Origin of the sequence: Psychromonas sp. B3M02 (genome assembly GCF_003318165.1) — a bacterium.
Taxonomy (GTDB): domain Bacteria; phylum Pseudomonadota; class Gammaproteobacteria; order Enterobacterales; family Psychromonadaceae; genus Psychromonas.
Genome location: NZ_QOCB01000023.1, coordinates 1 through 23,621 on the forward strand (window position 1 = coordinate 1; position 23,621 = coordinate 23,621).

The 23,621-nt window shown below is 39.1% G+C and carries 17 protein-coding genes; 4 read left to right on the forward strand and 13 right to left on the reverse strand.

All coding sequences use genetic code 11. The features are described from left to right. Positions 1-262: 262 nt before the first annotated feature. On the reverse strand, positions 263-1,912 hold the full coding sequence (locus DS885_RS03030) for a glycoside hydrolase family 32 protein (RefSeq protein ID WP_113817930.1): 1,650 nt from the start codon (positions 1,910-1,912) through the stop codon (positions 263-265). A gap of 131 nt (positions 1,913-2,043) precedes the next feature. Further along, positions 2,044-3,033, reverse strand: coding sequence for a LacI family DNA-binding transcriptional regulator (locus DS885_RS03035; RefSeq protein WP_113817931.1), 990 nt, complete (start codon positions 3,031-3,033; stop codon positions 2,044-2,046). 204 nt (positions 3,034-3,237) lie between these two features. Here DS885_RS03035 and DS885_RS03040 point away from each other — a divergent pair, with 204 nt between their 5' ends. Together DS885_RS03040 and DS885_RS03045 are read left to right on the forward strand one after the other, a co-directional pair. Then, positions 3,238-4,671 (forward strand): sucrose-specific PTS transporter subunit IIBC, encoded by a 1,434-nt coding sequence (locus tag DS885_RS03040; RefSeq protein WP_113817932.1) that lies wholly within the window; start codon positions 3,238-3,240, stop codon positions 4,669-4,671. A gap of 52 nt (positions 4,672-4,723) precedes the next feature. Continuing rightward, complete coding sequence (locus tag DS885_RS03045) at positions 4,724-5,644, forward strand: aminoimidazole riboside kinase (protein ID WP_113817933.1); 921 nt, start codon at positions 4,724-4,726, stop codon at positions 5,642-5,644. Between the two features lie 50 nt (positions 5,645-5,694). Here the strand turns inward: DS885_RS03045 and ampD are convergent, their stop codons facing one another. The 3 genes from ampD to guaB form a co-directional block, all read right to left on the reverse strand. Then, entirely contained in the window at positions 5,695-6,228 is a 534-nt protein-coding gene (gene ampD / locus DS885_RS03050; RefSeq protein ID WP_113817996.1) for a 1,6-anhydro-N-acetylmuramyl-L-alanine amidase AmpD, read from the reverse strand. A 115-nt stretch (positions 6,229-6,343) separates the two neighbouring features. Next, the gene (gene guaA / locus DS885_RS03055) at positions 6,344-7,924 is read right to left on the reverse strand and encodes a glutamine-hydrolyzing GMP synthase (RefSeq protein WP_113817934.1); all 1,581 of its coding nucleotides are present in this window, start codon (positions 7,922-7,924) and stop codon (positions 6,344-6,346) included. A 164-nt stretch (positions 7,925-8,088) separates the two neighbouring features. Further along, positions 8,089-9,555: an IMP dehydrogenase gene (gene guaB / locus DS885_RS03060; RefSeq protein WP_113817935.1), complete on the reverse strand. Its 1,467-nt coding sequence runs from the start codon at positions 9,553-9,555 to the stop codon at positions 8,089-8,091. A gap of 178 nt (positions 9,556-9,733) precedes the next feature. Here guaB and xseA point away from each other — a divergent pair, with 178 nt between their 5' ends. After that, a complete protein-coding gene (xseA, locus tag DS885_RS03065; RefSeq protein WP_113817936.1) occupies positions 9,734-11,062 on the forward strand; it encodes an exodeoxyribonuclease VII large subunit in 1,329 nt (442 codons plus the stop codon). A 96-nt stretch (positions 11,063-11,158) separates the two neighbouring features. Here xseA and DS885_RS03070 read toward each other — a convergent pair whose 3' ends face one another. From DS885_RS03070 to frsA, 4 genes are all read right to left on the reverse strand, one after another. After that, a complete protein-coding gene (locus tag DS885_RS03070) occupies positions 11,159-12,406 on the reverse strand; it encodes a glutamate-5-semialdehyde dehydrogenase (RefSeq protein WP_113817937.1) in 1,248 nt (415 codons plus the stop codon). Positions 12,407-12,444: 38 nt separating this feature from the next. Then, positions 12,445-13,554, reverse strand: a complete 1,110-nt coding sequence (gene proB, locus DS885_RS03075) for a glutamate 5-kinase (RefSeq protein ID WP_113817938.1) — start codon at positions 13,552-13,554, stop codon at positions 12,445-12,447. A 318-nt stretch (positions 13,555-13,872) separates the two neighbouring features. Next, positions 13,873-14,244, reverse strand: coding sequence for a sigma factor-binding protein Crl (gene crl / locus DS885_RS03080; protein ID WP_113817939.1), 372 nt, complete (start codon positions 14,242-14,244; stop codon positions 13,873-13,875). Between the two features lie 55 nt (positions 14,245-14,299). After that, entirely contained in the window at positions 14,300-15,559 is a 1,260-nt protein-coding gene (frsA, locus tag DS885_RS03085; RefSeq protein ID WP_113817940.1) for an esterase FrsA, read from the reverse strand. A gap of 496 nt (positions 15,560-16,055) precedes the next feature. Here frsA and DS885_RS03090 point away from each other — a divergent pair, with 496 nt between their 5' ends. Then, positions 16,056-16,949 carry a GGDEF domain-containing protein gene (locus DS885_RS03090; RefSeq protein ID WP_113817941.1) on the forward strand — a complete coding sequence of 298 codons (894 nt, stop codon included), beginning with the start codon at positions 16,056-16,058 and terminating at the stop codon, positions 16,947-16,949. Here the strand turns inward: DS885_RS03090 and tilS are convergent. Genes tilS through lpxB form a run of 4 tightly spaced genes read right to left on the reverse strand, consistent with a single transcriptional unit; the run spans position 16,929 to position 23,594 of the window. Further along, positions 16,929-18,269 carry a tRNA lysidine(34) synthetase TilS gene (gene tilS, locus DS885_RS03095; protein WP_113817942.1) on the reverse strand — a complete coding sequence of 447 codons (1,341 nt, stop codon included), beginning with the start codon at positions 18,267-18,269 and terminating at the stop codon, positions 16,929-16,931. The two genes, DS885_RS03090 and tilS, sit on opposite strands and share 21 nt — an antisense overlap. Positions 18,270-18,278: 9 nt before the next feature. After that, on the reverse strand, positions 18,279-21,806 hold the full coding sequence (dnaE, locus tag DS885_RS03100) for a DNA polymerase III subunit alpha (RefSeq protein WP_113817943.1): 3,528 nt from the start codon (positions 21,804-21,806) through the stop codon (positions 18,279-18,281). A gap of 6 nt (positions 21,807-21,812) precedes the next feature. Then, positions 21,813-22,424: a ribonuclease HII gene (gene rnhB, locus DS885_RS03105; protein ID WP_113817944.1), complete on the reverse strand. Its 612-nt coding sequence runs from the start codon at positions 22,422-22,424 to the stop codon at positions 21,813-21,815. Between the two features lie 30 nt (positions 22,425-22,454). Next, the gene (lpxB, locus tag DS885_RS03110; protein WP_113817945.1) at positions 22,455-23,594 is read right to left on the reverse strand and encodes a lipid-A-disaccharide synthase; all 1,140 of its coding nucleotides are present in this window, start codon (positions 23,592-23,594) and stop codon (positions 22,455-22,457) included. Positions 23,595-23,621 lie beyond the last annotated feature (27 nt).

Genomic DNA, 23,621 nt, shown 5'->3' on the forward strand with positions numbered 1-23,621 from the left:
GTCTAGATTTTTATCTTTTTTAATGCCCCTGAAATTAAGGCGGTTATTGAGTTAAAGCCTTCATGTATGCGTTTAATAGACTCTAAAAACATTTTATATATGTATGATTTAATGACCATTTAATCAAATGCTTATTCATCAAATTATGAGCGATGCGATTAGTGGATAGAGTAGCTAAAGACTTTAAGTAAAGCTGAAATAAGGGGAAAGGAAACAGGGTAGATAAAATATTTATTCACCTGTTTCCACTAAGAGATGATCTTCAGAAGTTTAAGAATGGCTGCGATGCAGCAACCAATAACCAACAACTTTCAATATCGACATTACCTTGAGTTTTAATAACCGTTGCATGTTCTGGCGTAAAAACACGTGCAGACATAACAGCTCGGCCATCATCAATGAATATTTCTAATGATGAGTTATCTGAGAGAATTTGTATTTTTACTTGATCTAAACCCGGTAAAGCGAACTCTCTTAATGTGTCTCCTTCACGAATTAACGTATTTGATCTATCTAACTCTAAAACTTGCTTTTCAGCATTTAAACGTATCTCACAGCAACTAGACTCTGAACAATACAAAGATAAGCAACTTCCCCACTCTAATGTAGCAATTAATTCAAAGGATTTACTCTTTAGATCAATGCTTTTTTGATGCGGCTCAATGCTCACTTTAGTTTCACGTAAAGAACTTAGCTCTGCTAGCGGTAATTGTATTAATCGGTCATTGTGGTATGACAATTCACGTAAAGCAGTTAATTGATGTACCCATCCATTATCACAACTTTCATGATTAACTTCATCTGGTAACCCCATCCAACCACACATAATCCTTCTGCCATCTTTAGACTCTAGAGTTTGTGGAGCATAGAAATCAAAACCATGATCTAAGGTTTGAGGATCACTCATAATCACTCTATTATCATTATCAAAAAATGCTTTTAAGATGCAATTATGATGCTTGACAGTATTGCTTGCATAAGGTGATTTGATACCTTGCGGGCAGATCACTATGAACTCCTGATTATTTAGCTTGAAAAAATCAGGGCACTCCCACATGTAACCAAAATCCCCTAATTCATCACCACACAGACTAACAAAAGACCAATTTTTTAAATCTAATGATTCATAAATTGCTAAACGACCAACCTCGTCTTCCCTTTGCGCACCTAATAACATCAACCATTTGTTATTATAAAAAATAACTTTAGGGTCTCTACAATGAGGAGTGACATTGGGCGGAAGCTCTGTAATAACCGGTCCATGTTTTATAAAATCAGTAGTGTTCGAAGAAGAAGCTATACATTGCATTGTTTGTCTAACTCTATCTTCACCAATACGTACATTTCCAGTATAAAAAAGTAGTAGCTCTTGCTCATAACTTAATGCGTGCCCAGAAAAGACTCCATGGCTATCAAAGTAATCAGAGGGCATCAAAACTAATGATTTCCAATGCCAATTGACTAAATCTAAACTACTTAAATGAACCCAGTGCTTATCTTTATGCTCGCATCCATAAGGGTAAAGTTGATAAAAAAGATGGTATTCGCCTTGGTGATAAATAAAACCGTTAGGATCGTTTAGTAGCCCCTGAGGAGGAGAAATATGCCATTTTGGACGATGAGGGCAATCAACAGGTGTAAGGTAATTACTTGCCATTTTTAATTGTTGTTGAGAAATTAATCTGCCTATCTCTAGCAACTGCTGCTTAATAGAGTCTGAATCGTCTCCACCCGTTGCAGAGGAAGGTATTAAAAACGTGATCTGCTTCAGACAAGGGTTGTAGCTTTCTATTGCAGCGTCTTCTTTTAATAAATCCTGATCTTTAATCTCTAAAATAATACGCGAATCAGGATTCAAAATACGAGATATATTTTCAACACCTCCGCATTGCTCAAGCATCGCTAACAACATAACAACCTCACTTAATTGGGAACGTTTGCAAAATGTAACGAGAAATAAGATACTTTGCAAGTGTTCTCACATAAAAGCGTCTAAGGATTGTTACAGAAAATAATATATTCTCAACGTTTAAGCTTATTTGCTTAACAACTACTTCGAGAAACATCTTCGAAACTCAAGACCAATTTACTTACTTCAGAACTTTTATTTTCTATTAATTCAAGTAGCATTTGAGCCGATTTTTGACCCGATAATTGAAAGCCGTAATTGAAAGTAGATAAACTAGGGGTGCAGACTTTACCAAGCTCATCATTACCAACACCTAACACTTTAATGTTAACACCAGGTTTTAGATTCGCTTCGCTTATTGCCTTCATAGCACCAATGGCAATCCTATCTGTCGCACAAAATAAACCATCAAGTTGAGGCCACTTTATGAGTAGGTCTTTTGTCTGTTGATATCCAGACTCGATTGTAAACTCACCACGACTATGAAATAAAGGTAACTTTTCGTTTGACCTTATTAGCGCCTGTTGTAACCCTTGGAAACGATCATTATCAACCGCTATATCTTGGCTATTCACTCCAATAAACCCAATCTCTTTAGCCCCTGCATTTAATAACCGAATACCCGCATTGAAGCCGACTCGTAAGTCATCATGGATGACACTAGGTATATTATAAAGAGACCCATCTTGACCGATTAAAACAACGGGTACTACAGATGCCTGAATCGCTTCTACTAATGATGAGTCTAAATGAGTGGCAAAATGTAAAATACCTTCTACACGTCTTTGGTTAAACCGCGTTATGTATTCAATTTCCTTATCATTATTCTGTTCGCTATTCGCTAATAATAAATGTTTTCCGGCCTTTTCAAAAACACTTGCCATACCTTCTAACCCTAAGGAAACAGCGTTTGATGAAATTCTTGGAGCAATGACGCCTATCAGGTGTGTTTTTTGTGACTTTAAATCTCGAGCAACTTGATTGGCCATATAACCACATTCATCAATTGCTTTTAACACTTTAGCTTTTGTGCTTTTTTTTACACCGTACTCATTATTAATAACCCGAGATACAGTGGATTTTGATACGCCAGCTAATTTAGCAACAGCATGCAACCCAGACATATTTTCCCTTAAAATATTTATAATTTACAAACGAATCATACCAAACATCCTAAAATCAACCAATATAAGCATAATCATATGCTTATACTCGCAACAATGGTCGAAGTCACACTTCTTCATAAACAAACTTGTAAATAGAGTTAAATTGCAGAAAAATCCAATTACTGCAAACGTTCCCAATAAAACCTATTTCAGGAGTAAATTATGAATTATCCGCAAGTTGCTATCAAATTAGTCAAGATGTTGGGGGGAAAAGAAAACATAAAAGCATTAGCTCACTGTGCAACTCGTTTACGCCTAGCTGTTGAAGATGAATCAAAAATTGATGAAAATGCGATCGACTCACTTGAAGGTGTTAAAGGTCAATTTAAAGTAGCGGGTCAATACCAAGTCATTTTTGGTTCTGGGATAGTTAATCAAGTGTACTCGGAGATGGCTAAGATAACTGGCATGAGTGATATGAGTACCAAAGATGTAGCTGCATCTGGTGCTACAAAACAAAACATAGTACAACAAGCAGTTAAAGGCTTATCAGATATATTTGTTCCTATTATCCCTGCTATTGTAGCAGGTGGTTTATTGATGGGTATATTCAATATACTAGTAGCCCCCGGTTTATTTATCGAAGGGAAGTCTCTCGTTGACGCTTACCCAGGCATCACAGATCTAGCAAACTTAATCAATACCTTTGCAAATGCTCCTTTTGTTTTTTTACCTATTTTGATTGCTTTTTCAGCCAGTAAAAAATTTGGAGGGAACCCCTTCTTAGCTGCTGCATTAGGCATGTTAATGGTACATCCAGATCTATTAAATGGTTGGGGGTTTAGTGGTGCAGCCATTTCAGGGAATATACCTGTGTGGGATATTCTTGGCTATGAAATTGAAAAAGTAGGCTATCAAGGTTCAGTACTGCCTGTTCTAGTGGCTACTTATATCCTTGCTAAAATAGAAATAGGATTAAGAAAGTTTATTCCATCAGTATTAGATAATTTATTAACTCCCCTCTTAGCAATTTTTATCACTGGCATACTAACTTTCACTGTCGTTGGTCCATTCACTCGTGATATCGGCTTTTTATTAGGCGATGGATTAAATTGGTTATATGACTCTGCTGGCTTTATTGGTGGTGCATTATTTGGTTTTATTTATGCTCCTTTTGTAATCACAGGCATGCATCACAGCTTTATTGCCATAGAGATCCAACTACTCGCTGATATTGCGGTGACAGGTGGATCTTTCATTTTCCCAATCGCTGCAATGGCTAATATTGCTCAAGGCGGTGCAGCTTTAGCAGTAGGCTTTACAACTAAGGATATCAAACTAAAAGGTATTGCAATTCCATCAGGCATTACTGCATTACTAGGGATAACAGAGCCAGCAATGTTCGGTGTTAATTTAAAATTACGTTACCCATTCATTGCCGCTATTTGTGGTGCAGCTACAGCAAGTGCATTTATTACACTGTTTAATGTTAAAGCAAGTGCTCTAGGTGCAGCTGGAATACCTGGTATTATTTCTATCAGAACAGGTGATGTAACTCCATATATCATTGGCATGCTTATCGCTTTTATTACTACTTTTGTGCTTACCCTGTTGCTTGGCTCTAGAGCTAAATCTAAACAGTTAAAATCAGCATAACAAATACAAAGCCAATTGATAGATTGGCTTTTGTTAAATATAAGAGGTATTTATGAATAAAGTTTGGGTTAGCGGTGATGCTGTTGTGGATTTAATTCCTGAAGGTTTAGATACATACTTAAAATGTCCTGGAGGCGCACCAGCTAATGTAGCAGTTGCTATTTCACGTCTCGGAGGAGAAAGCGCTTTTTTTGGTCGGATTGGTCATGACCCAATCGGGAGATTCATGCTTGAAACTTTATCCGAAGAATCGGTTGATACTACCAACATCACAATCGATACCAAACAACGAACATCCACAGTGGTTGTTGACTTAGATGAACTAGGTGAACGCACCTTCACTTTTATGGTTAAGCCTAGTGCAGATCAATTTATGCAAGCTTCAGATATTCCTAAGTTTGAAACGAATCAATGGTTACATATTTGCTCTATTGCACTCGCTAATGAGCCGAGTCGAAGTAGTACATTTTTAGCAATAAAAAAGATGAAAGAAGAAGGGGGATATATTAGTTTTGATCCTAATTTAAGAGATGAAGTATGGTCAAAGCCAGAAGAAATAAAAGAAGTGGTGTTAAATGCAGTAAAGCTTGCTGATGTCGTTAAATTTTCCGATGATGAACTATTATTTTTAACTGATAGTCACGATTTAAATGAGGCTTTATTAAAGATTAAAGCCTATAAAAATACACTAGTATTAGTTACTCAAGGGGCTAAAGGAGCGCTAGTAATTAACGGAAATGAACAACAACTAATTAAGGGGAAAGCAGCGGTGCCTGTTGATACAACGGGAGCTGGCGATGCATTTGTAGGTGGTCTACTTCGTTACTTATCTGCCAGTAACAATTGGTTTGCTCAAAACGAAATACTAACAGCGGTAAAATGGGCCAATGCATGTGGAGCTTTGGCAGTCACTAAAAAAGGCGCAATGACTGCATTACCTAATATGCAACAATTAACCCATTACCTGAAATAATAAGCTTCTAAATCAACTCATAAGCGAGTTCTTTGCCTATGAGTTGAAACTTACTTTAATAATTTGAAATAATATTGCCAATCAAATTCACTACCTGGATCAGTTTTTCTCCCTGGTGCAATATCACTATGCGCAACAATTCTCTCTTGGGTAATAAGTGGATATTTTTGCTGTATCTGCTCTGTCACTTGCGCTAATGAACGATATTGAGCCTCAGTATAACTGGTGCAATCAGTCCCTTCTAACTCAATACCAATGGAAAAATCATTACAACCATCCACCCCATCAAAACTAGACACGCCAGCATGCCAAGCACGTTTATCAAATGGCACGTATTGCTCTACTTTGCCATCACGACGAATAACACAATGAGCAGAGACTTCTAGGCCTTCTAAGCAACTAAAACTAGGATGTGCTTTACAATCTAACTCGCCAGTAAAAAGGTTTTTAACATGTTCCGTACCAAACTGTCCTTCAGGCAGACTAATACAATGAATCACTAATAAACTAATATCGGTATTGTCAGGGCGTTCGTTAAAGAAAGGGCTTTCAATAAATTCAGCATCTTGTAATAAGCCAGTCATATCAATCACAGGGTTTCCTTTAATTTTGACAAAATAAACCTACAAAAAAGGTGGCTAATAAGCCACCTTTTCATCAATTAATTACACATCAGTTCATGTAGTTAATCAGGAATGATTATTCCCATTCGATGGTTGCAGGTGGTTTACCTGACACATCGTACACAACTCGTGAGATACCATCAATTTCATTAATGATGCGGTTAGAAACATGACCGATTAACTCATAAGGTAAATGCGACCAACGTGCGGTCATGAAATCGATAGTTTCAACACAACGTAGTGAAACAACCCAATCATATTTACGACAATCGCCCATCACACCGACTGAACGAACCGGTAGGAATACTACAAATGCTTGGCTTACTTTATGGTATAACTCAGCTTTGTGTAATTCTTCAATGAAGATAGCATCTGCACGACGTAATAGATCACAGTACTCTTTCTTCACTTCACCTAAAACACGCACACCTAGACCAGGCCCAGGGAATGGGTGACGATAAAGCATGCCATACGGTAAACCTAGTTCTAAACCAATTTTACGTACTTCATCTTTAAATAATTCACGTAATGGCTCTACCAGACCCATTGCCATATCATCCGGTAATCCACCTACGTTATGGTGAGATTTAATGACGTGTGCTTTACCGTTTTTAGAAGCTGCAGATTCAATAACATCAGGGTAAATAGTGCCTTGAGCTAACCATTTTGCATTTGATAATTTCTTAGACTCTTCATCGAAAATTTCAACAAAGACACGACCAATAATTTTACGCTTCGCTTCTGGATCGCTTTCACCCGCCATTTGCTCTAAGAAACGGTGCTCCGCATTAACATGAACAATGTTTAGACCAAATTTTTCGCCAAACATCTCCATCACTTGCGCGCCTTCGTTTAAACGCAATAAACCGTTATCAACAAATACACAAGTTAGCTTATCGCCAATCGCACGCTGTAAAAGCATTGCTACTACAGATGAATCAACACCACCAGATAAACCTAAGATAACTTCATCATCGCCTACTTGTTCTTTCATACGAACTACTGCATCGTCAATGATTGATGCAGGCGTCCAAAGTGTTTCACAGCCACAAATATCCACAACGAAGTTGCGAAGCATTGCTTCACCTTGAGTTGTGTGAGTTACTTCTGGGTGGAATTGAACACCGTAAAAACGTTTCTCTTCATTCGCAATAGCAGCGTATTTACAAGTAGCAGTATTAGCAACAGTAGTAAAGTCAGCTGGAATAGCTGACACTTTATCACCATGACTCATCCATACGTCTAATAACGTTTTACCTTGTTCAGATATAGCATCTTGGATTGACTTAAAGAAGGCAGATTCCGCTTGTACTTCTACCTGCGCATAACCAAATTCACCTTCACCTTCGCCTTTGATTACAGCGCCGCCTAATTGGTGAGACATAGTCTGCATACCGTAACAGATACCTAATACTGGGACACCAGCAGTAAATACATATTCAGGTGCGCGAGGAGAGCCTTCAGCGATAACGCTTTCAGGGCCACCAGCAAGGATAATACCGTTTGGATTAAACTCTTTGATGTCTTGTTCATCAACATCCCAGCTCCATAGTTCACAGTAAACACCAATTTCACGAATACGGCGTGCAATTAGCTGTGTGTATTGAGAGCCAAAGTCTAATATTAGAATACGTTGGTCATGAATGTTCTTACTCATTATGCTGTCCTAATTTTTTGTTTCTAAAAATGAATAAAAGACGATATAAATCGTCTTTTAAGAAATTATGTGTTGAAGCATAACTAGGCACTTAATAACCCTTTATTATTTATAAACTTAAATAATAAAGGCGTTGAGCCTAGTTCCCTCACTAAACCGTCAGATTAACCACCAGTACGGTAGTTAGGCGCTTCTTTAGAAATAGCAACGTCATGTACGTGGCTCTCACCCATACCTGCACTGGTAATTTTAACGAACATTGCTTTTGTATTCATCTCTTTAATCGTCGCACAGCCTGTTAGACCCATTGATGAACGTACGCCACCCATTTGCTGATGAATAATCTCTTTTACTTTACCTTTATAAGCAACACGGCCTTCAATACCTTCTGGTACTAGCTTGTCTGCTGCGTTATCCGATTGGAAGTAACGATCTGAAGAACCTTGAGACATAGCGCCAAGTGACCCCATACCACGGTATGATTTGTAAGAACGACCTTGGTATAAAATGATTTCACCCGGAGATTCTTCTGTACCAGCAAACATGCTGCCCATCATTACACATGATGCACCCGCTGCTAGCGCTTTAGCAATATCACCAGAGAAACGAATGCCACCATCAGCAATAACTGGGATACCAGTACCTTGTAATGCATCAACCGCATCAGAGATAGCAGTAATTTGCGGTACACCAACGCCTGTTACAATACGTGTTGTACAGATTGAACCTGGGCCGATACCTACTTTAACCGCACTACAACCAGCAGCAACCAATGCTTTTGCACCTTCACCAGTAGCGATGTTACCACCGATAATTTCTAGATTAGGATAAGCAGCACGTGTCGCTTTAATGCGATCCAATACCCCTTGAGAATGACCATGAGATGAATCAATTAATAACACATCAACACCCGCTTCTACTAACGCATCAACACGCTCTTCATTACCAGCACCAGCACCAACAGCAGCACCTACTCGTAAACGACCTAGTTCGTCTTTACATGCATTTGGTTTTTGTTCTGCTTTACGGAAATCTTTAACCGTGATCATGCCTTTAAGTTTAAAGTTATCATCAGTTAATAGCACTTTCTCGATACGGTGCTTATGCATTAATGCTTCAATTTCATCGCGTGGTGTATTTGATTTAGCCGTTACTAGTTCTGGCTTCGGCGTCATGACTTCAGCAGCGGGACGGTTCATATCCGTTTCGAATAGTACGTCACGACCAGTAATAATACCGACTAGTTCACCTGAGTCTTCAACAACAGGGTAACCAGCAAAGCCGTGTTTTGCTGTTAATTCTTTGATTTCACCTAATGTAGTAGAAGGAGAAACAGTAATTGGGGTAGCTACAACGCCACTTTCATGAATTTTAACTAAACGAACTTGTTCAGCCTGTAATTCGATAGACATGTTTTTATGGATAAAACCCATGCCGCCTTCTTGCGCTAAAGCGATCGCAAAACGTGCTTCAGTTACAGTATCCATTGCAGCAGAAACGACAGGAATATTTAACGAGATGTTTTCTGTTAATTGTGTTGTTAGGTCAGCAGTGTTTGGTAGTACAGTCGAATGAGCTGGTACTAATAATACATCGTCAAATGTTAACGCATCTTTTGCTATTCTTAGCATTGCAATATCTCACTTATAGTTGGGAGTATTTTAGGGTTACCCAAGTCTAGCTTGGGTAGGATATTGCGGTGGGATTTTAATCGTAATCAAGAATAAGTACAACACTATTTATGTTTTTATACTGAGTTTTTACTGTGTTAATATTTAGTCCCTGATTTCTTTGGTAAAAACTCCTGCTATGGCGACTCAAAACAAAAATATTTACAGCGTAAGTTCACTAAATCGTGCAGCTAAAGCCTTATTAGAGACTGGTTTGGGCGTTATTTGGCTCTCAGGTGAAATATCTAATCTGACCATAGCGGTATCGGGTCATTGGTATTTCACCTTAAAAGACCATAGTGCACAAATTAAATGTGCCATGTTTCGCGGTAATAATAGCCGAACTGGGTTTACTCCTAAACATGGTCAACAGGTATTAGTGCGCGCCAAATTAAGTCTTTATGAAGCGCGTGGTGATTACCAGTTAATTGTTGAAACTATGGCTCCGGAAGGTGATGGTTTATTAAAACAACAATTTGAAGAGTTAAAATGCCAATTAGCTGCGCAGGGCTTATTTTCAGAATCGCTGAAAAAACCTTTACCAGAGATAATTAAACGAGTCGGTATTGTTACCTCTTCAACGGGCGCTGCACTGCATGACATACTCAGCGTATTAAAGCGTCGTGATCCTCGTTTGCAGGTGATCATCTACCCTAGCCAAGTACAAGGGCAAGGCAGTGCCTTTTCTGTTGCTTCTCAAATAGCCTTAGCCAATGCGCGTAATGAGTGTGATGTATTAATTGTCGGTCGCGGCGGCGGCTCATTAGAAGATCTATGGTGTTTCAATGAACCTGATGTGGCTTACGCCATCTACCATAGTCAATTACCAGTGATCAGTGCTGTTGGTCATGAGATTGATATTACCATCAGTGACTTTGTGGCCGACCTTCGTGCAGCAACACCTTCTGCAGCGGCTGAATTGGTTAGCCAACATAAGACCTTTGTTTCTTCACAGCTGACCACATTAGTGAATCGTTTAAAACAAGCTATGTTGAATACCATGCAACATAAAACCCACCAGCAGTTATTATTAAAGCAGACGCTATTACAGCATGATCCTAAACATAAACTGCAACAGCAAACACAACACCTAGATGAATTAAGCTTGCGTTTACAACATGCGATGCAACAAACGATGCAACAACAAACGACTATCAGCTCGCAGTTAAAAAACAGATTACAACAATCTAGTCCAGTACATTACATCGCAATGGCTCAACATAAGCAGCAACAATTAAAGCGTCAGTTAACTCAAGCGATGGCCGCACAACTTAATCAATCAGAGCAACATTTACATCACCAAATACAACAGTTAAATGCTTACAGTCCTTTAGCTACCTTAGCCCGAGGATATGCCATTGTGAAAGATGATTCAGATAAGGTGTGTACAGACCCAACAAACTTAAAAACCGGTGATAAGGTACAAGTGACATTAGATAAAGGTCAGTTTAACGCCGAGGTGCTTTAATTCTCGCTTTAGAGAAAAATAAATTTAAAAATAAAAGACAAATAAAAAGGGCTTGTTACCAGCGGTAACAAGCCCTTTACTAATGAAGATTAAACCTTACGAACGAATTAAATGGTCACTAATACCAACCCATTTGTAGGTGGTTAATTCAGGTAACCCCATTGGACCACGCGCATGTAGCTTCTGTGTCGATACCGCAACTTCAGCACCCAAACCAAATTGGCTACCATCAGTGAAACGGGTGCTGGTATTAACATACACAGCAGCAGCATCTACTGCACTGATAAACTTATTTGCGATAGTAAAATCGTTAGTCAAAATGCCTTCAGAGTGCGCAGAACTATGCTCACGAATGTGTGCTAATGCTTCGCTTAAATTTTCGACTACTTTTACACCTAAGTTCAGGGATAACCACTCTTTAGAGAAGTCACCTTCTTGTGCTGCAACCGCATCATCACCTAAAATTGCTTTCGCTTTCTCTTCAGCCACTAATGTCACACCTAATGGTGATAAGTGCGCGGCCACTTTTGGTAAGAACGTTTCTGCAATATCAGCTTCCACTAATAATGTATCTAATGCATTACAAACACTTGGACGTTGCACTTTAGCATTTTCAATAATGGCTAAGGCTTTCTCAACATCCGCGGTTTTTTCAGCGAATAGATGACAAATACCAATTCCGCCAATAATAACTGGGATCGTACTGTTCTCTTTACAGAAGTTTTGTAAACCAGAGTTACCACGTGGAATGATCATATCCACGTATTTATCGAGTTTTAATAACTCACCGACTAAAGCACGGTCTGTATTCTCAATGTACTGTACTGCCGTTTTTGGTAAACCTACTTTTTCTAATGCAGACTGGATGCATTTTACTAACACTAGGTTAGAGTTAATGGTTTCTTTACCACCACGTAAGATACTTGCATTACCCGTTTTTAAACTCAGTGCTGCAATATCAATGGTTACATTAGGACGCGCTTCATAAATAACACCTAATACCCCTACTGGAACACGACGTTTAGATAGTGTTAAGCCGTTCTCTAGAATTTTTCCATCAAATTCTTCACCCACCGGATCAGCTAACCCAATCACACTACGTAAATCACTAATTACACCCGCTAAGCGAGGTTCATCTAATAATAAGCGATCTAATAATGCATCTGTAAGACCAGCAGCTTTACCTGCTTCGATATCTTTTTTATTTGCAGCAACTATCTCTGCCACATTCGCTTCTAATTCAATTGCAATCGCTTCTAGCGCTGCGTTTTTTGTCGTCGTATCAGTGATTGCCAACTCGTAACTTGCATCTTTTGCTTGTTGACCTAATTGTTGTAAACTCATTTCTACTCCTTTTGCAGACCCACAGCGAGAGGGTCTAATTATAAAATAACTAGGTCGTCGCGATGAATAACGACGGAACCATGTTCATAACCTAATATTTTTTCAATTTCATCTGAGTGCTGACCTTTGATCTTATCAATATCGACGCTTTTATAGCGTACGATACCACGTGCTATCTCTTTACCTTTTTGATTACAAACGGATACTACGTATCCACGTAAAAATTGAGACTCAACGGACTGTATACCTTTAGCCAGTAAACTACTTCCGCCGTTTAAGATGGCGTGTTCAGCGCCTAGGTCCACCACTATCGTACCCGCAGATCGCGACCCTGCGAATATCCAGTTTTTTCTTGCTTCTAAACGATTGTTTTCAGATACAAAACGCGTCCCAACGGAAATATCATTGGCCGCATCTAAAATAACATTTTTACGTTGCCCTGAAGCGATCACCACTTCAATACCAGCACGATTAGCAACGGTTGCAGATTCAATCTTAGTGGCCATGCCACCGGTTCCTAAACCACCGACACTGCCGCCAGCTAGATTATGAATCGCCTCTGTTATTTCATTTACCTCTGTAATTAATTGTGCCTCGGGATTATTACGTGGGTCAGCGGTAAATAGACCACTCTGATCGGTTAATAAGATCAGTTGATCCGCATCTGCTAATAACGCAACAAGTGCCGATAGGTTATCGTTATCTCCGACTTTAATTTCTCGGGTTGCAACGGCGTCATTCTCATTAATCAATGGAATGATACGGTGCTTTAATAACGTATGTAGGGTATCCCTTGCATTAAGAAAACGCCCTTTATCACCTAAATCAGCACGGGTTAATAGCATTTGGCCGACATGTAAACCGTATATCTTGAATAGGTTTTCCCACTCTCTCACTAATTGCCCTTGTCCTACCGCTGCTAACATCTGTTTATTAGCAATTGTTGGTGCTATATCGGGCATATTGAGATGTTCTTTACCTGCTGCGATTGCGCCTGACGTCACCACTATAATGGGGTGACCCTGTTGATGTAAAATCGCACATTGACGGACAATCTCAAGCATTTGTGCTCGGTCTAACTTACTTGTACCACTGGTTAAAACACTGGTTCCCAATTTAACTACAATTGTTTTTTTATTCGCATTCATCGGTTTATGCTTCATGTAAAAAATAAAAAAGGCTCTAGGTATCTGATACGCATCACTTTAAAAAGTTGCCTAGATGTTGTGCAGCAACATAACTTAATACACAGTCATTAAGTGCATAACAATGTTATTGATCACTATCATAACCGACAAAAAGTAAATTAACTCAAACAAATGGATTGCTTAAAAAGTGTGTTTGCTATCAATTTCGTTTAATCATTATTGAGCTTAAAAAAACAGCAACTCGATGAGTTGCCGTTGCTAGTATACCATTATTGCAGAAATGAAATGCGCAAAAATAAATACAAGATAAAAGGAAGGTTAGCGAGGTGTTAATTGATAGCCTGTTTCAACATCGATTAACTCGCTTAATTTATCAATGAATAGTTGAAAAGCTTGGTCTAACTGCTGCATCTGCTTTTTAGTGATCTTAGTCTCTTCCCATTCACCTTTTAGATTATAAAGGCCATTAAAGCGTTGGTAGGTAAATTCAGTATCTTCTCTATTAACCACTAACCACCAGCCTAAAAAGGTTCTTTCTTCTGGTTCTTTTTTGATATCAATGCATATCTCTAAACAGTCAAAAAAAAATGTTGATTCATCGGATTGTAACTGACGAAAGTAAGGGCCGATTTCATTAAATAACTTAAATAAGCGACCACGTGATGGCCCTTTTGCTAGGGTCTGAGACATATTCTAACGCTCCTTGAATGACATACAGTTAATTTAACTGCGGTTAATATACCACTTACTCTTGTAAATGTTTTGCTAACCATTGTGCAGAATACTGTAAAGTTATCAAATAAGAGTCAAATATGGGAGACTTATCAATAATTTTTGCTTCACTTTCGTAGCTAATTCTCGCCATCAGTTTGAGATCTTGTTCACTACACATCAAATCATCACTATGGCCAATGCTTAGGCATGGGGTTTTCACTTTTTTACGCCCTAGCAGTCCCTGCTTAATTAATGAAAATGGCACACAGTGTTGATACAGATAACTGGCATCTGATTTCTGCAATTGCATACGACTTGCTAAACAATCTAGGGTCATCACAGGTAACTGCTTAAAACGATTAATATCATCAAATACACTGGCCACGGCAGCACCAACACTAACCACAGCTTTGGCGCGGTGTGGTTCCACATAAGCTAAACGATTTAACGCATTTGCGCCCATTCTCATTCCCATTAAGGCTACACGGGATTGATCGACCCAAGGGATATCAGCAACATGCTGTAATACAGCTTGGTGTAATAGTGATGTGTCTTGGGTCAGTTTTAAGTGATTTGAAAAACCTACTCCAGGCATATCCACAGTTAACATGGCAATACCAGCCGGTTTTAAGTAACGTTCAAATAACGGTAGAAAATCACACTGCAGTGTATCAATGCCAGCACTAACAATGACCACAGGATGAATCACATCATCATTTGGAAGGTGTAAAAAAGTTGTTACCTGCTTACCTTGAAAAGGCACCTGTATCTCTTTTAACAGGGCATGCCTGTTATGCATAAAAGATTGTCGGTAATTAGTTACCGCCAACGTTTGTGCTTGGATACTATTTTCATCACCTTTTAAATGCGGGTAACTAGCGACACTATAAAGTTGTGATGCTAGATAGTAATGTTGTTGCGCTTGTTGCGTATCACCATCCTGACTATATTGATTGGCTTGCTTTTGATAAGTCATCGCTTTTTTTGACCACTCATAACTCCAATTACCGGAGCGAAAACCTATCACTGTATCTAACAAATTAGAGTCAGTTCTTGGATTAGTGGATGCACTGATTTTGGCTAAGACTTCATAACAGTCGATGATATCTATTCCTTGCCATGACCACTGCAATAATTTGAGTAGACGATACCAACCTACCGATTGCTGACCATCTAAGGTGGATTGATGTTGTCTTTGGTGTTTTTTAGATCCACTGTTCGCAATTAATGATGAGGTTTCACGAACATTGTTTTTTTCAGAAAAGAGCACTTCAGATAAGTTTTTAGACATAAGCTTCCCATTAAAAACAGGCATTGATTGAGTAAAGAATAACATGTTCTAAGTAAGCAACAATGCTTAATACAAACCACACTAATTAACTGATCTATTTTACTTGTTAAAATAACTTATTGCTTCGTTGTAATTTTCGTAAATAGTGCGGCTATTAAAGAATTAACATCTTTTCGTTAATGCTCCGATAGGCTATTAACGAAGTTGATCGTCGAAAGGCTTAAATTACGCCTTAAACTAAGTCATTTTTCCTGCACAAAATTTAGATCACTTATTTTAATGTCATTGGTATAACTAAAAATTAGCCAGTATTTCCCATAGCAGCATTTCAGCTAGAATAAAAAAATTTACCAATAAATCAATTACTTTTAATCATCTTCACTTTAAAAAACAAAAAATCAATAAATGGCACGGATTTCGCTTTATTAACAACATATCGATTCAATTTAATCAAACGTCAAATTAATGCCGCTAATGCGCAATCAAAGGAAATTATATGGAAAGCATCCCTAATAAAGAATACAGCTATAACGGTACTAAATCACCGATATTCACTGTTTTTTCCAATGAGCCATTATTAAGCACAAAAGATAAATTATTTACCCTTGAGACTTTGCAAAAAAGCTTAGACTTGAAAGAGATAATGGAAAATTTTGCCTCTTTAGTGGCAAGTTTTATCCGCCCTTTTAATATTCGCTTTCAGTCTGCTTTTGGTTTTTTTAGTTTATCAAAATCACTGCCGAGTAATTTTACTCGTAACTTTAACTTAGATTCAGCGGATCACTCACCAAGATTAGGCACTATGACCTATCAAAGTGAAACACCTATTACCGCTACTGAAGATAAGTTATTAGCGGAGTTACATCAGTTACTGCAACCAACGTTAAAACATGCGCTACGATTTTCTGAATTAAGCTCTATGGTGTATAAAGATCACCTCACTAATATCGGTAACCGAGCTTATTATGAAGAGACTATTTTTCATGCCATTGAACAAAGCAACCGTACTAATCTAGGTTTATCTTTAATGGTGCTTGATATTAATAAATTCAAACCGATTAATGATACATACGGACACACTAAAGGTGACCAAGTATTAAATGCCTTCGCACAAGTGCTAACTAAAAGTATTCGTACTTCTGATTTTGTATTTCGTTTAGGTGGTGATGAGTTTGTTGTTATCCTACAACCTTCCGCACCTTGCTCTGTGAGTAAAGTGCAGCAACGTATTTTGCAAGAGATAGACAAGAATAGCTTACTTAAGGAGCTTGATTTCTCAGCAAGCTACGGCTTTAGCCATTGGGAAATTGGAACAACGGCTTCTCAACTATTTGATCAAGCCGACCAGCACTTATACCAGAACAAAGCGTTAGATAGAGCGCAACGATAAGTTTAACTTAGGTAATTGCCTAGTAGGAGATGGCTGACAATGCCATACTCCTAAGGCTTGTACTAATTGGCCATCAATAAAAATAAATACCACTTGTTCTCTTTGCCATGTTGGCACTTTAGATTCCTGTAGCAGCTTTTTAATCGAACGTGATTTAGATCTACCTTCAACTAAACAGGTTAACTTAGGGTCTAGGTGCTGTCGAAAGCAACAACTGATTGTATGCTGCTTAGCCAAGGCAGCATCCACCATAGAAAAGTCTACTGCCAGTTTATCTGGGCTAACCCATAACAAAGGCTCTCCAGACCAAGTCACAGGAGAATCGGGAATGATTAAAGGCTTTACTGGCACAATATAAAGTTCACCTTGATAGCGCTGAATTGTATTGCTCGCTAATTGCAAACAGGGTTGTTTCCCTTGCTCAGCGAGTGCGACTTCTTGCCATAAAACGGTTAACTGTTTGCTACTTGGGTAGTCCAAACCATTGAACTTTAACCAATAGCGCAATAAATTATTGCGACGAGCTTGAGATAAATCAACCAATGCAGCGATCGACAAAGTTTGTGTGCCTAATCGCACACACATCGATTGTTGGAGATCTTGTGCGGCTACTTCATCAACTAAACCTTGTTGCTCCTGACACAAACGAGCAGTGCGTGAAGCAGAGCTTGCAATAGCAGGCCAACGCTCAGTTAATAATGGCGTTATTTGGTGACGGATAAAATTACGATCAAAGTCGGTATCTTGATTACTCTCATCCTCTACCCACTTCAACCCTGCTGTTTCAGCATAATCAATAATTTGCTTGCGAGAAAAGTTTAACAATGGACGCACTAAGTGACCATTGTGGAAAGGTTGAATGGCTCGAATGCCCTGTAACCCAGTACTGCCAGATCCTCTTTTTAATGCCAGTAATAAGGTTTCTAATTGATCATCTTGATGATGTCCGGTTAATAGGATGTCATCGGCTTGCAGGTGTTGAGAAAAACATTGATAACGCGCTTCACGTGCTAAGGCTTCTAAACTATTACGGCTAGTTTTTTGAATATTAACAATCGAACGTAAGAGTTTAACGTTTAAAGAAGCGCAATACACTTCACAAAAATCAGCCCACTGTTCTGCATGTGGACTTAAACCATGGTTCACATTATGTGCTAATACTTGGTAATGGGGATAGTCTCGTTGAAACTGCACTAACAATCTCAATAAAACCACTGAGTCCACTCCCCCACTTAAGGCAACCACCAGTCTTGGTTGAGCAGAACTTTCAACAAGCTCTGCTAACAGATTTAATAACGCTTGATTAAACTCACTTTGCATTGATCTGCCTTAGTCAAAATGTAAGGTAACATTCTCTTCACCTATCAATCGTCCCAGTTCAAATAACAGATCATCATTGGGCGTAATTGACCATTCAATACCTAACTCCACTTCCACCTGTGCCTGATGGTTTTGGTAATTAATAAATACTGGGCACAAGCCACCCGCCGCAGGCGATAATACTTGTTTCAAACGCGCTTTAAATTCAGCTAATGACTGTTTCTGTAATACGTTAGAAGAGATCGATAACTGTAATTTACTGGCAAAGCGTTCACGAGCTTGGTCAATGCTCATTACTTCACGGGCATTCATTTTCAAACCACCATTGAAGTAATCTTCACTGACTTGTCCTTGCAATACCACAATATTATCTGTGACCAACAAAGCTTCGTGTTGCTCTAACAAGTCAGCAAAGATAGTCACATCCATACGTGCACTTTTATCATCTAAGGTCAAAATACCCATGCGTTTACCAGCTTTAGTGACCATCACACGCATTGCCAGTACTAATCCACAAACACGACTATTTTGGCCTCGGCCATTCACCGTTAATGAGCCTAATTTAACACAGTTAATCGCACGTAAATCTGGCTCATATTGATTAATTGGGTGACCCGTCAGATACAAACCTAGCGTATCTTTTTCACCTTTTAACCATTGTTTCTCAGGCCATTTTTCCACTACAGAGAATTTATTCTCAATCTCATCATGGTCAGTGGTTAACACACCAAATAGATCGCTTTGCCCAAATGACTCTGCTTTTTTATGCTGAGCTGCAGCACTTAATGCATCAGCTAAGTTTTCCATTAACGCCGCACGATGTGGCCCTAGATTATCTAATGCACCGGCTAGGATTAACTTTTCAATAATACGTTTACCACAGCGTTTTAAATCAACGCGGTTACAAAAATCAAACAGGTCTTTAAACTTACCACCTTCTGTACGCGCTTCAATAATCGCGTCAATAGGGCCTTCACCCACTCCTTTAATTGCACCAATACCGTAAATAATGCGTAACTCTTTATCTACGTTAAATTTAAACAAACCTTCATTAACGTCTGGTGGGCACAGTGTTAAGCCCATGTTTTGACACTCATCTACCAGGATAACGACTTTGTCAGTGTTATCCATATCTGCCGACATTACCGCTGCCATAAAGTAAGACGGGTAGAAGGTTTTCATCCATAGCGTTTGATAAGAGACTAAGGCATAAGCAGCGGAGTGAGATTTGTTAAAACCGTAACCCGCAAATTTTTCTACCAAGTCAAAGATCTTAATAGCCAATTCGCCATCAATACCGTTTGCTATGGCACCAGATTCAAAGGTTGCACGCTGTTTTTCCATCTCTTCTGGCTTTTTCTTACCCATGGCACGACGTAACATATCAGCGCCACCTAGCGTATAACCAGAGAGTACCTGTGCAATCTGCATTACCTGTTCTTGGTATAAGATAATACCGTAGGTTGGCGAGAGAATATCTTTCAGTGATTCGTGTTGCCACTTTTCATCAGGATAAGACACCACTTCACGACCATGCTTACGCTCAATAAAGTTATCTACCATACCTGATTGTAATGGACCGGGTCTGAATAAGGCTACCAGTGCAATCATGTCTTCAAAACAGTCAGGTTGAAGACGACGGATCAAATCTTTCATACCACGAGATTCCAGCTGAAATACCGCCGTGGTCTCATAGCGCTTTAATAACTCAAAACAAGCAGGTTCAGTGAGGTCTATTTTTTCAATAAAAATAGGCTCCTCTCCGCGCTCATGTTTATGTGCATTAGCCATATCTAATGCCCATTGCACAATGGTCAGGGTTCTTAAGCCTAAGAAATCGAATTTAACTAATCCGGCGGTTTCTACATCATTTTTATCAAACTGCGTAACAGGGTTATGACCTTCATCATCACAGTATAAAGGCGCAAAATCAGTGATCGTGGTCGGAGAGATAACCACACCACCAGCATGTTTACCTGCATTACGGATCGTCCCCTCTAGAATACGACACATATCGATTAAGGCACGAACATCTTCACTGCCATCATAACGCTCTTGTAAACGAGGCTCTTCCTCAAATGCTTTAGTTAGCGTCATACCCGGTGTTGGTGGAACCAACTTTGAAATACTATCAACAAAACCATAGGCATGACCTAGTACACGACCAACGTCACGAATAACCGCTTTCGCCGCCATAGTACCAAAGGTAATGATTTGCGATACTGCATCACGACCATACAATTCTGCTACGTGGTCAATCACTTCATCACGACGATCCATACAAAAGTCGATATCGAAATCGGGCATGGAAACACGCTCAGGATTCAAAAATCGTTCGAAAAGCAGCTCTAACTCTAATGGGTCTAAGTCGGTAATTTTTAATGCGTAAGCCACTAATGAGCCAGCACCTGAACCACGGCCAGGTCCAACAGGAATATTGTTATCTTTACTCCACTGAATGAACTCCATTACGATCAAGAAGTAACCTGGGAATCCCATTTTATTGATAACCCCTAACTCAACTTCAAGTCGTTCGTCGTAGGGTTTTCTAATCTCAGCAAAGTTTTCACTGTTTTTATCAAATAGGAAATCTAGGCGCTCTTCTAAACCTTCTCTAGAAACTTTACAAAAGAACTCATCGATCTCTAAATCGCCGGTTGGAAAATCTGGCAGGAAGTATTCACCTAAGCGTAATGTAACATTACAACGTTTGGCTATTTCTACACTGTTTTTTAAGGCTTCTGGTATATCAGAAAAGAGTTCGCACATCTCCTCTTCACTACGTAAGTATTGCTCAGGGCTATAGTCTTTTGGACGTTTTTCATCACCAAGCGCATAACCTTGGTTGATACACACCCGTATATCATGGGCATCGAATAATGCTTTATCGGCAAATACCACTTCATTGGTTGCCACTACGGGTAACTGCTGTTCAGCAGCTAAATCAAGGGCTAAGTGTAGGTAGTTTTCTTCATCAACGCGATTGGTACGAATTAACTCTAAATAGTAACGATCTGGGAAATGCGTTTTATAGAAAGCAGTGATTTCAGCGACTGCCGCTTTATTGCCTTTGAGCAGCATTTTACCTAAGTCACCATCTTTAGCACCGGACAGTATAATGACGCCTTGCTGGTGCTCTATTAACCACTCTTGTTCAATGACAGCCCGGCCATTGATATGACCGCGTAAATAAGCCTTTGAAATTAGCTCAGTGACATTTTTATAACCTACTGCATCCATTGCTAATGCGGTTAAACGAAATTGTTGGCCACCTAATAATTCGCTTTGCACCCAAAAGTCAGCACCAATGATCGGCTTTACACCTGCACCATGCGCCGCACCATAAAATTTAACGAGACCACAAAAGTTAGTTTGATCAGTAATTGCTAAGGCAGGCATATTCATCGCCGCTGTTTTAGCTACTAATGGTTTAACCTTAGTTAAACCATCCACCATTGAAAAATCACTGTGAACTCGAAGATGGACAAATTTAGGATCCGCGTTAACAACCGCAGTTTGTTGATTACTTTCAGGCATAAAACTCTACTTTGATGTGGCAGTTAAAATAGCTTTAACAGGTTTAAAGCTTTGACGGTACTCAGCAATTACACCATGTGTTTGCAATGCTTCAAAATGAGCTTTGGTTGGATAACCTTTATGTTTAGCAAACCCGTAGGCTGGGTAACGTTTATCCAACTCTACCATTTCACGGTCACGTGTTACCTTTGCAATAATAGAAGCGGCACTTATCTCTGCCACACGTAAATCACCCTTGACGACTGCTTCACTTGGCATTGGCAATTGAGGGCAACGATTACCATCGATAAACACATAACCAGGTTGAATCGATAACCCTTGCACAGCACGTTGCATAGCTAGCATAGTGGCATGTAGTATATTGAGCTCATCTATTTCTATTGGTGAAGCGCGTCCAATACTGACTGATAATGCATTTTCATTAATTTGATCAAACAATAAAGCTAATTTCTTTTCACTCAATTTTTTAGAATCAGTCAATCCAACAATAGGTTTATTAGGATCTAAAATAACCGCAGCTGTGACCACATCACCAACCAGAGGACCACGCCCAACTTCATCTACCCCGGCAATATTCGGCAAATCAGGATAGGTAATTTCAGGAAACTCTGTTTTCATTTTTAATCTTCTCTATTGGTAAACTATCAATTAACGATTTAATAAATTAATCACAGCATTAGCTGCTTGTGTATCTGCATCACAACGGATTTGTTGATGTAATTCCGTGAAAGTATCTATCATTTGTTGCCCATCATGTTCAATTAAACGGGTTAATTCAGCAACAATCTTATCCACGGTACAATCATCTTGGCTTAACTCTTTGACCACCTCTTTATCGGCAATCAAATTTGGTAGTGAAGTATACTTCACTTTGACTAAGGCTTTTGCAATCATATAGGTCAATGGCGATACTTTATAGGCAACAACCATAGGTGCTTTGGCTAACATAGCTTCTAATGCAGCCGTACCTGAAGCTAATAAAACGAGATCGGCAGATTGTAAAATAGCACTAGATTGACCATCGAATAAGGTAATCGGTAAGGATGACGCCAGCTCTGTGATTTGCGCTTCAAATTGTTGCTTACGACGCTCATTAACCACAGGCACAACGAAGCGATAATCGGGGTATTTTTGATGGATAACTTGCGCAGCTTGCAAAAAGATAGGGCCTAACATCTCCACTTCCGCTTTACGGCTACCCGGTAATAAAGCTATTACTTTCTCATCCGCTGAAATATCAAGCTTTGCTCTAGCACCTAGTTGATCACGTTTAACAGGAAGCTGATCAGCCAAAGTATGACCAATAAATTGACAAGGGACATCAAACTTATCGTAAAAGGCTTTTTCAAAGGGTAAAAAGGCCAACACTAGATCCGTTGCTTTAGCTATTTTATGAATACGCCATTGCTTCCACGCCCACACTGAAGGACTAACGTAATGGATAGTTTTAATTCCTTGTTGTTTTAATTTAAGCTCAACAGTTAAATTAAAATCAGGCGCATCGATACCAATAAAAATATCCGGTGGGTTATCGATAAAGTGCTGAGTAATGGATTTACGAATACGCAAAATACTACGCAACTTTCCTAACACTTCCACAAAGCCCATTACTGATAAAGCTTCTAAAGGGTGCAATGCAGTACAACCCTGAGCAATCATACGAGGACCCGCAATACCTTCAAAAATGGCATCAGGATATTGCAACTTAAGCGCCTTAATTAAACCTTCCCCTAAAATATCACCCGAGGTTTCTCCGGCGATTAATCCAATCCGTAATGGTTTAGTCATGGTTATCTTCTTATCATTTCTAGGTTA

Bases quoted from the DNA above. Each gene is read 5' to 3' on its own strand.
- DS885_RS03030 (WP_113817930.1), bottom strand. From the start codon at position 1,912: ATGTTGTTAGCGATGCTTGAGCAATGCGGAGGTGTTGAAAATATATCT.
- DS885_RS03035 (WP_113817931.1), bottom strand. From the start codon at position 3,033: ATGTCTGGGTTGCATGCTGTTGCTAAATTAGCTGGCGTATCAAAATCC.
- DS885_RS03040 (WP_113817932.1), top strand. From the start codon at position 3,238: ATGAATTATCCGCAAGTTGCTATCAAATTAGTCAAGATGTTGGGGGGA.
- DS885_RS03045 (WP_113817933.1), top strand. From the start codon at position 4,724: ATGAATAAAGTTTGGGTTAGCGGTGATGCTGTTGTGGATTTAATTCCT.
- ampD (WP_113817996.1), bottom strand. From the start codon at position 6,228: ATGACTGGCTTATTACAAGATGCTGAATTTATTGAAAGCCCTTTCTTT.
- guaA (WP_113817934.1), bottom strand. From the start codon at position 7,924: ATGAGTAAGAACATTCATGACCAACGTATTCTAATATTAGACTTTGGC.
- guaB (WP_113817935.1), bottom strand. From the start codon at position 9,555: ATGCTAAGAATAGCAAAAGATGCGTTAACATTTGACGATGTATTATTA.
- xseA (WP_113817936.1), top strand. From the start codon at position 9,734: ATGGCGACTCAAAACAAAAATATTTACAGCGTAAGTTCACTAAATCGT.
- DS885_RS03070 (WP_113817937.1), bottom strand. From the start codon at position 12,406: ATGAGTTTACAACAATTAGGTCAACAAGCAAAAGATGCAAGTTACGAG.
- proB (WP_113817938.1), bottom strand. From the start codon at position 13,554: ATGAATGCGAATAAAAAAACAATTGTAGTTAAATTGGGAACCAGTGTT.
- crl (WP_113817939.1), bottom strand. From the start codon at position 14,244: ATGTCTCAGACCCTAGCAAAAGGGCCATCACGTGGTCGCTTATTTAAG.
- frsA (WP_113817940.1), bottom strand. From the start codon at position 15,559: ATGTCTAAAAACTTATCTGAAGTGCTCTTTTCTGAAAAAAACAATGTT.
- DS885_RS03090 (WP_113817941.1), top strand. From the start codon at position 16,056: ATGGAAAGCATCCCTAATAAAGAATACAGCTATAACGGTACTAAATCA.
- tilS (WP_113817942.1), bottom strand. From the start codon at position 18,269: ATGCAAAGTGAGTTTAATCAAGCGTTATTAAATCTGTTAGCAGAGCTT.
- dnaE (WP_113817943.1), bottom strand. From the start codon at position 21,806: ATGCCTGAAAGTAATCAACAAACTGCGGTTGTTAACGCGGATCCTAAA.
- rnhB (WP_113817944.1), bottom strand. From the start codon at position 22,424: ATGAAAACAGAGTTTCCTGAAATTACCTATCCTGATTTGCCGAATATT.
- lpxB (WP_113817945.1), bottom strand. From the start codon at position 23,594: ATGACTAAACCATTACGGATTGGATTAATCGCCGGAGAAACCTCGGGT.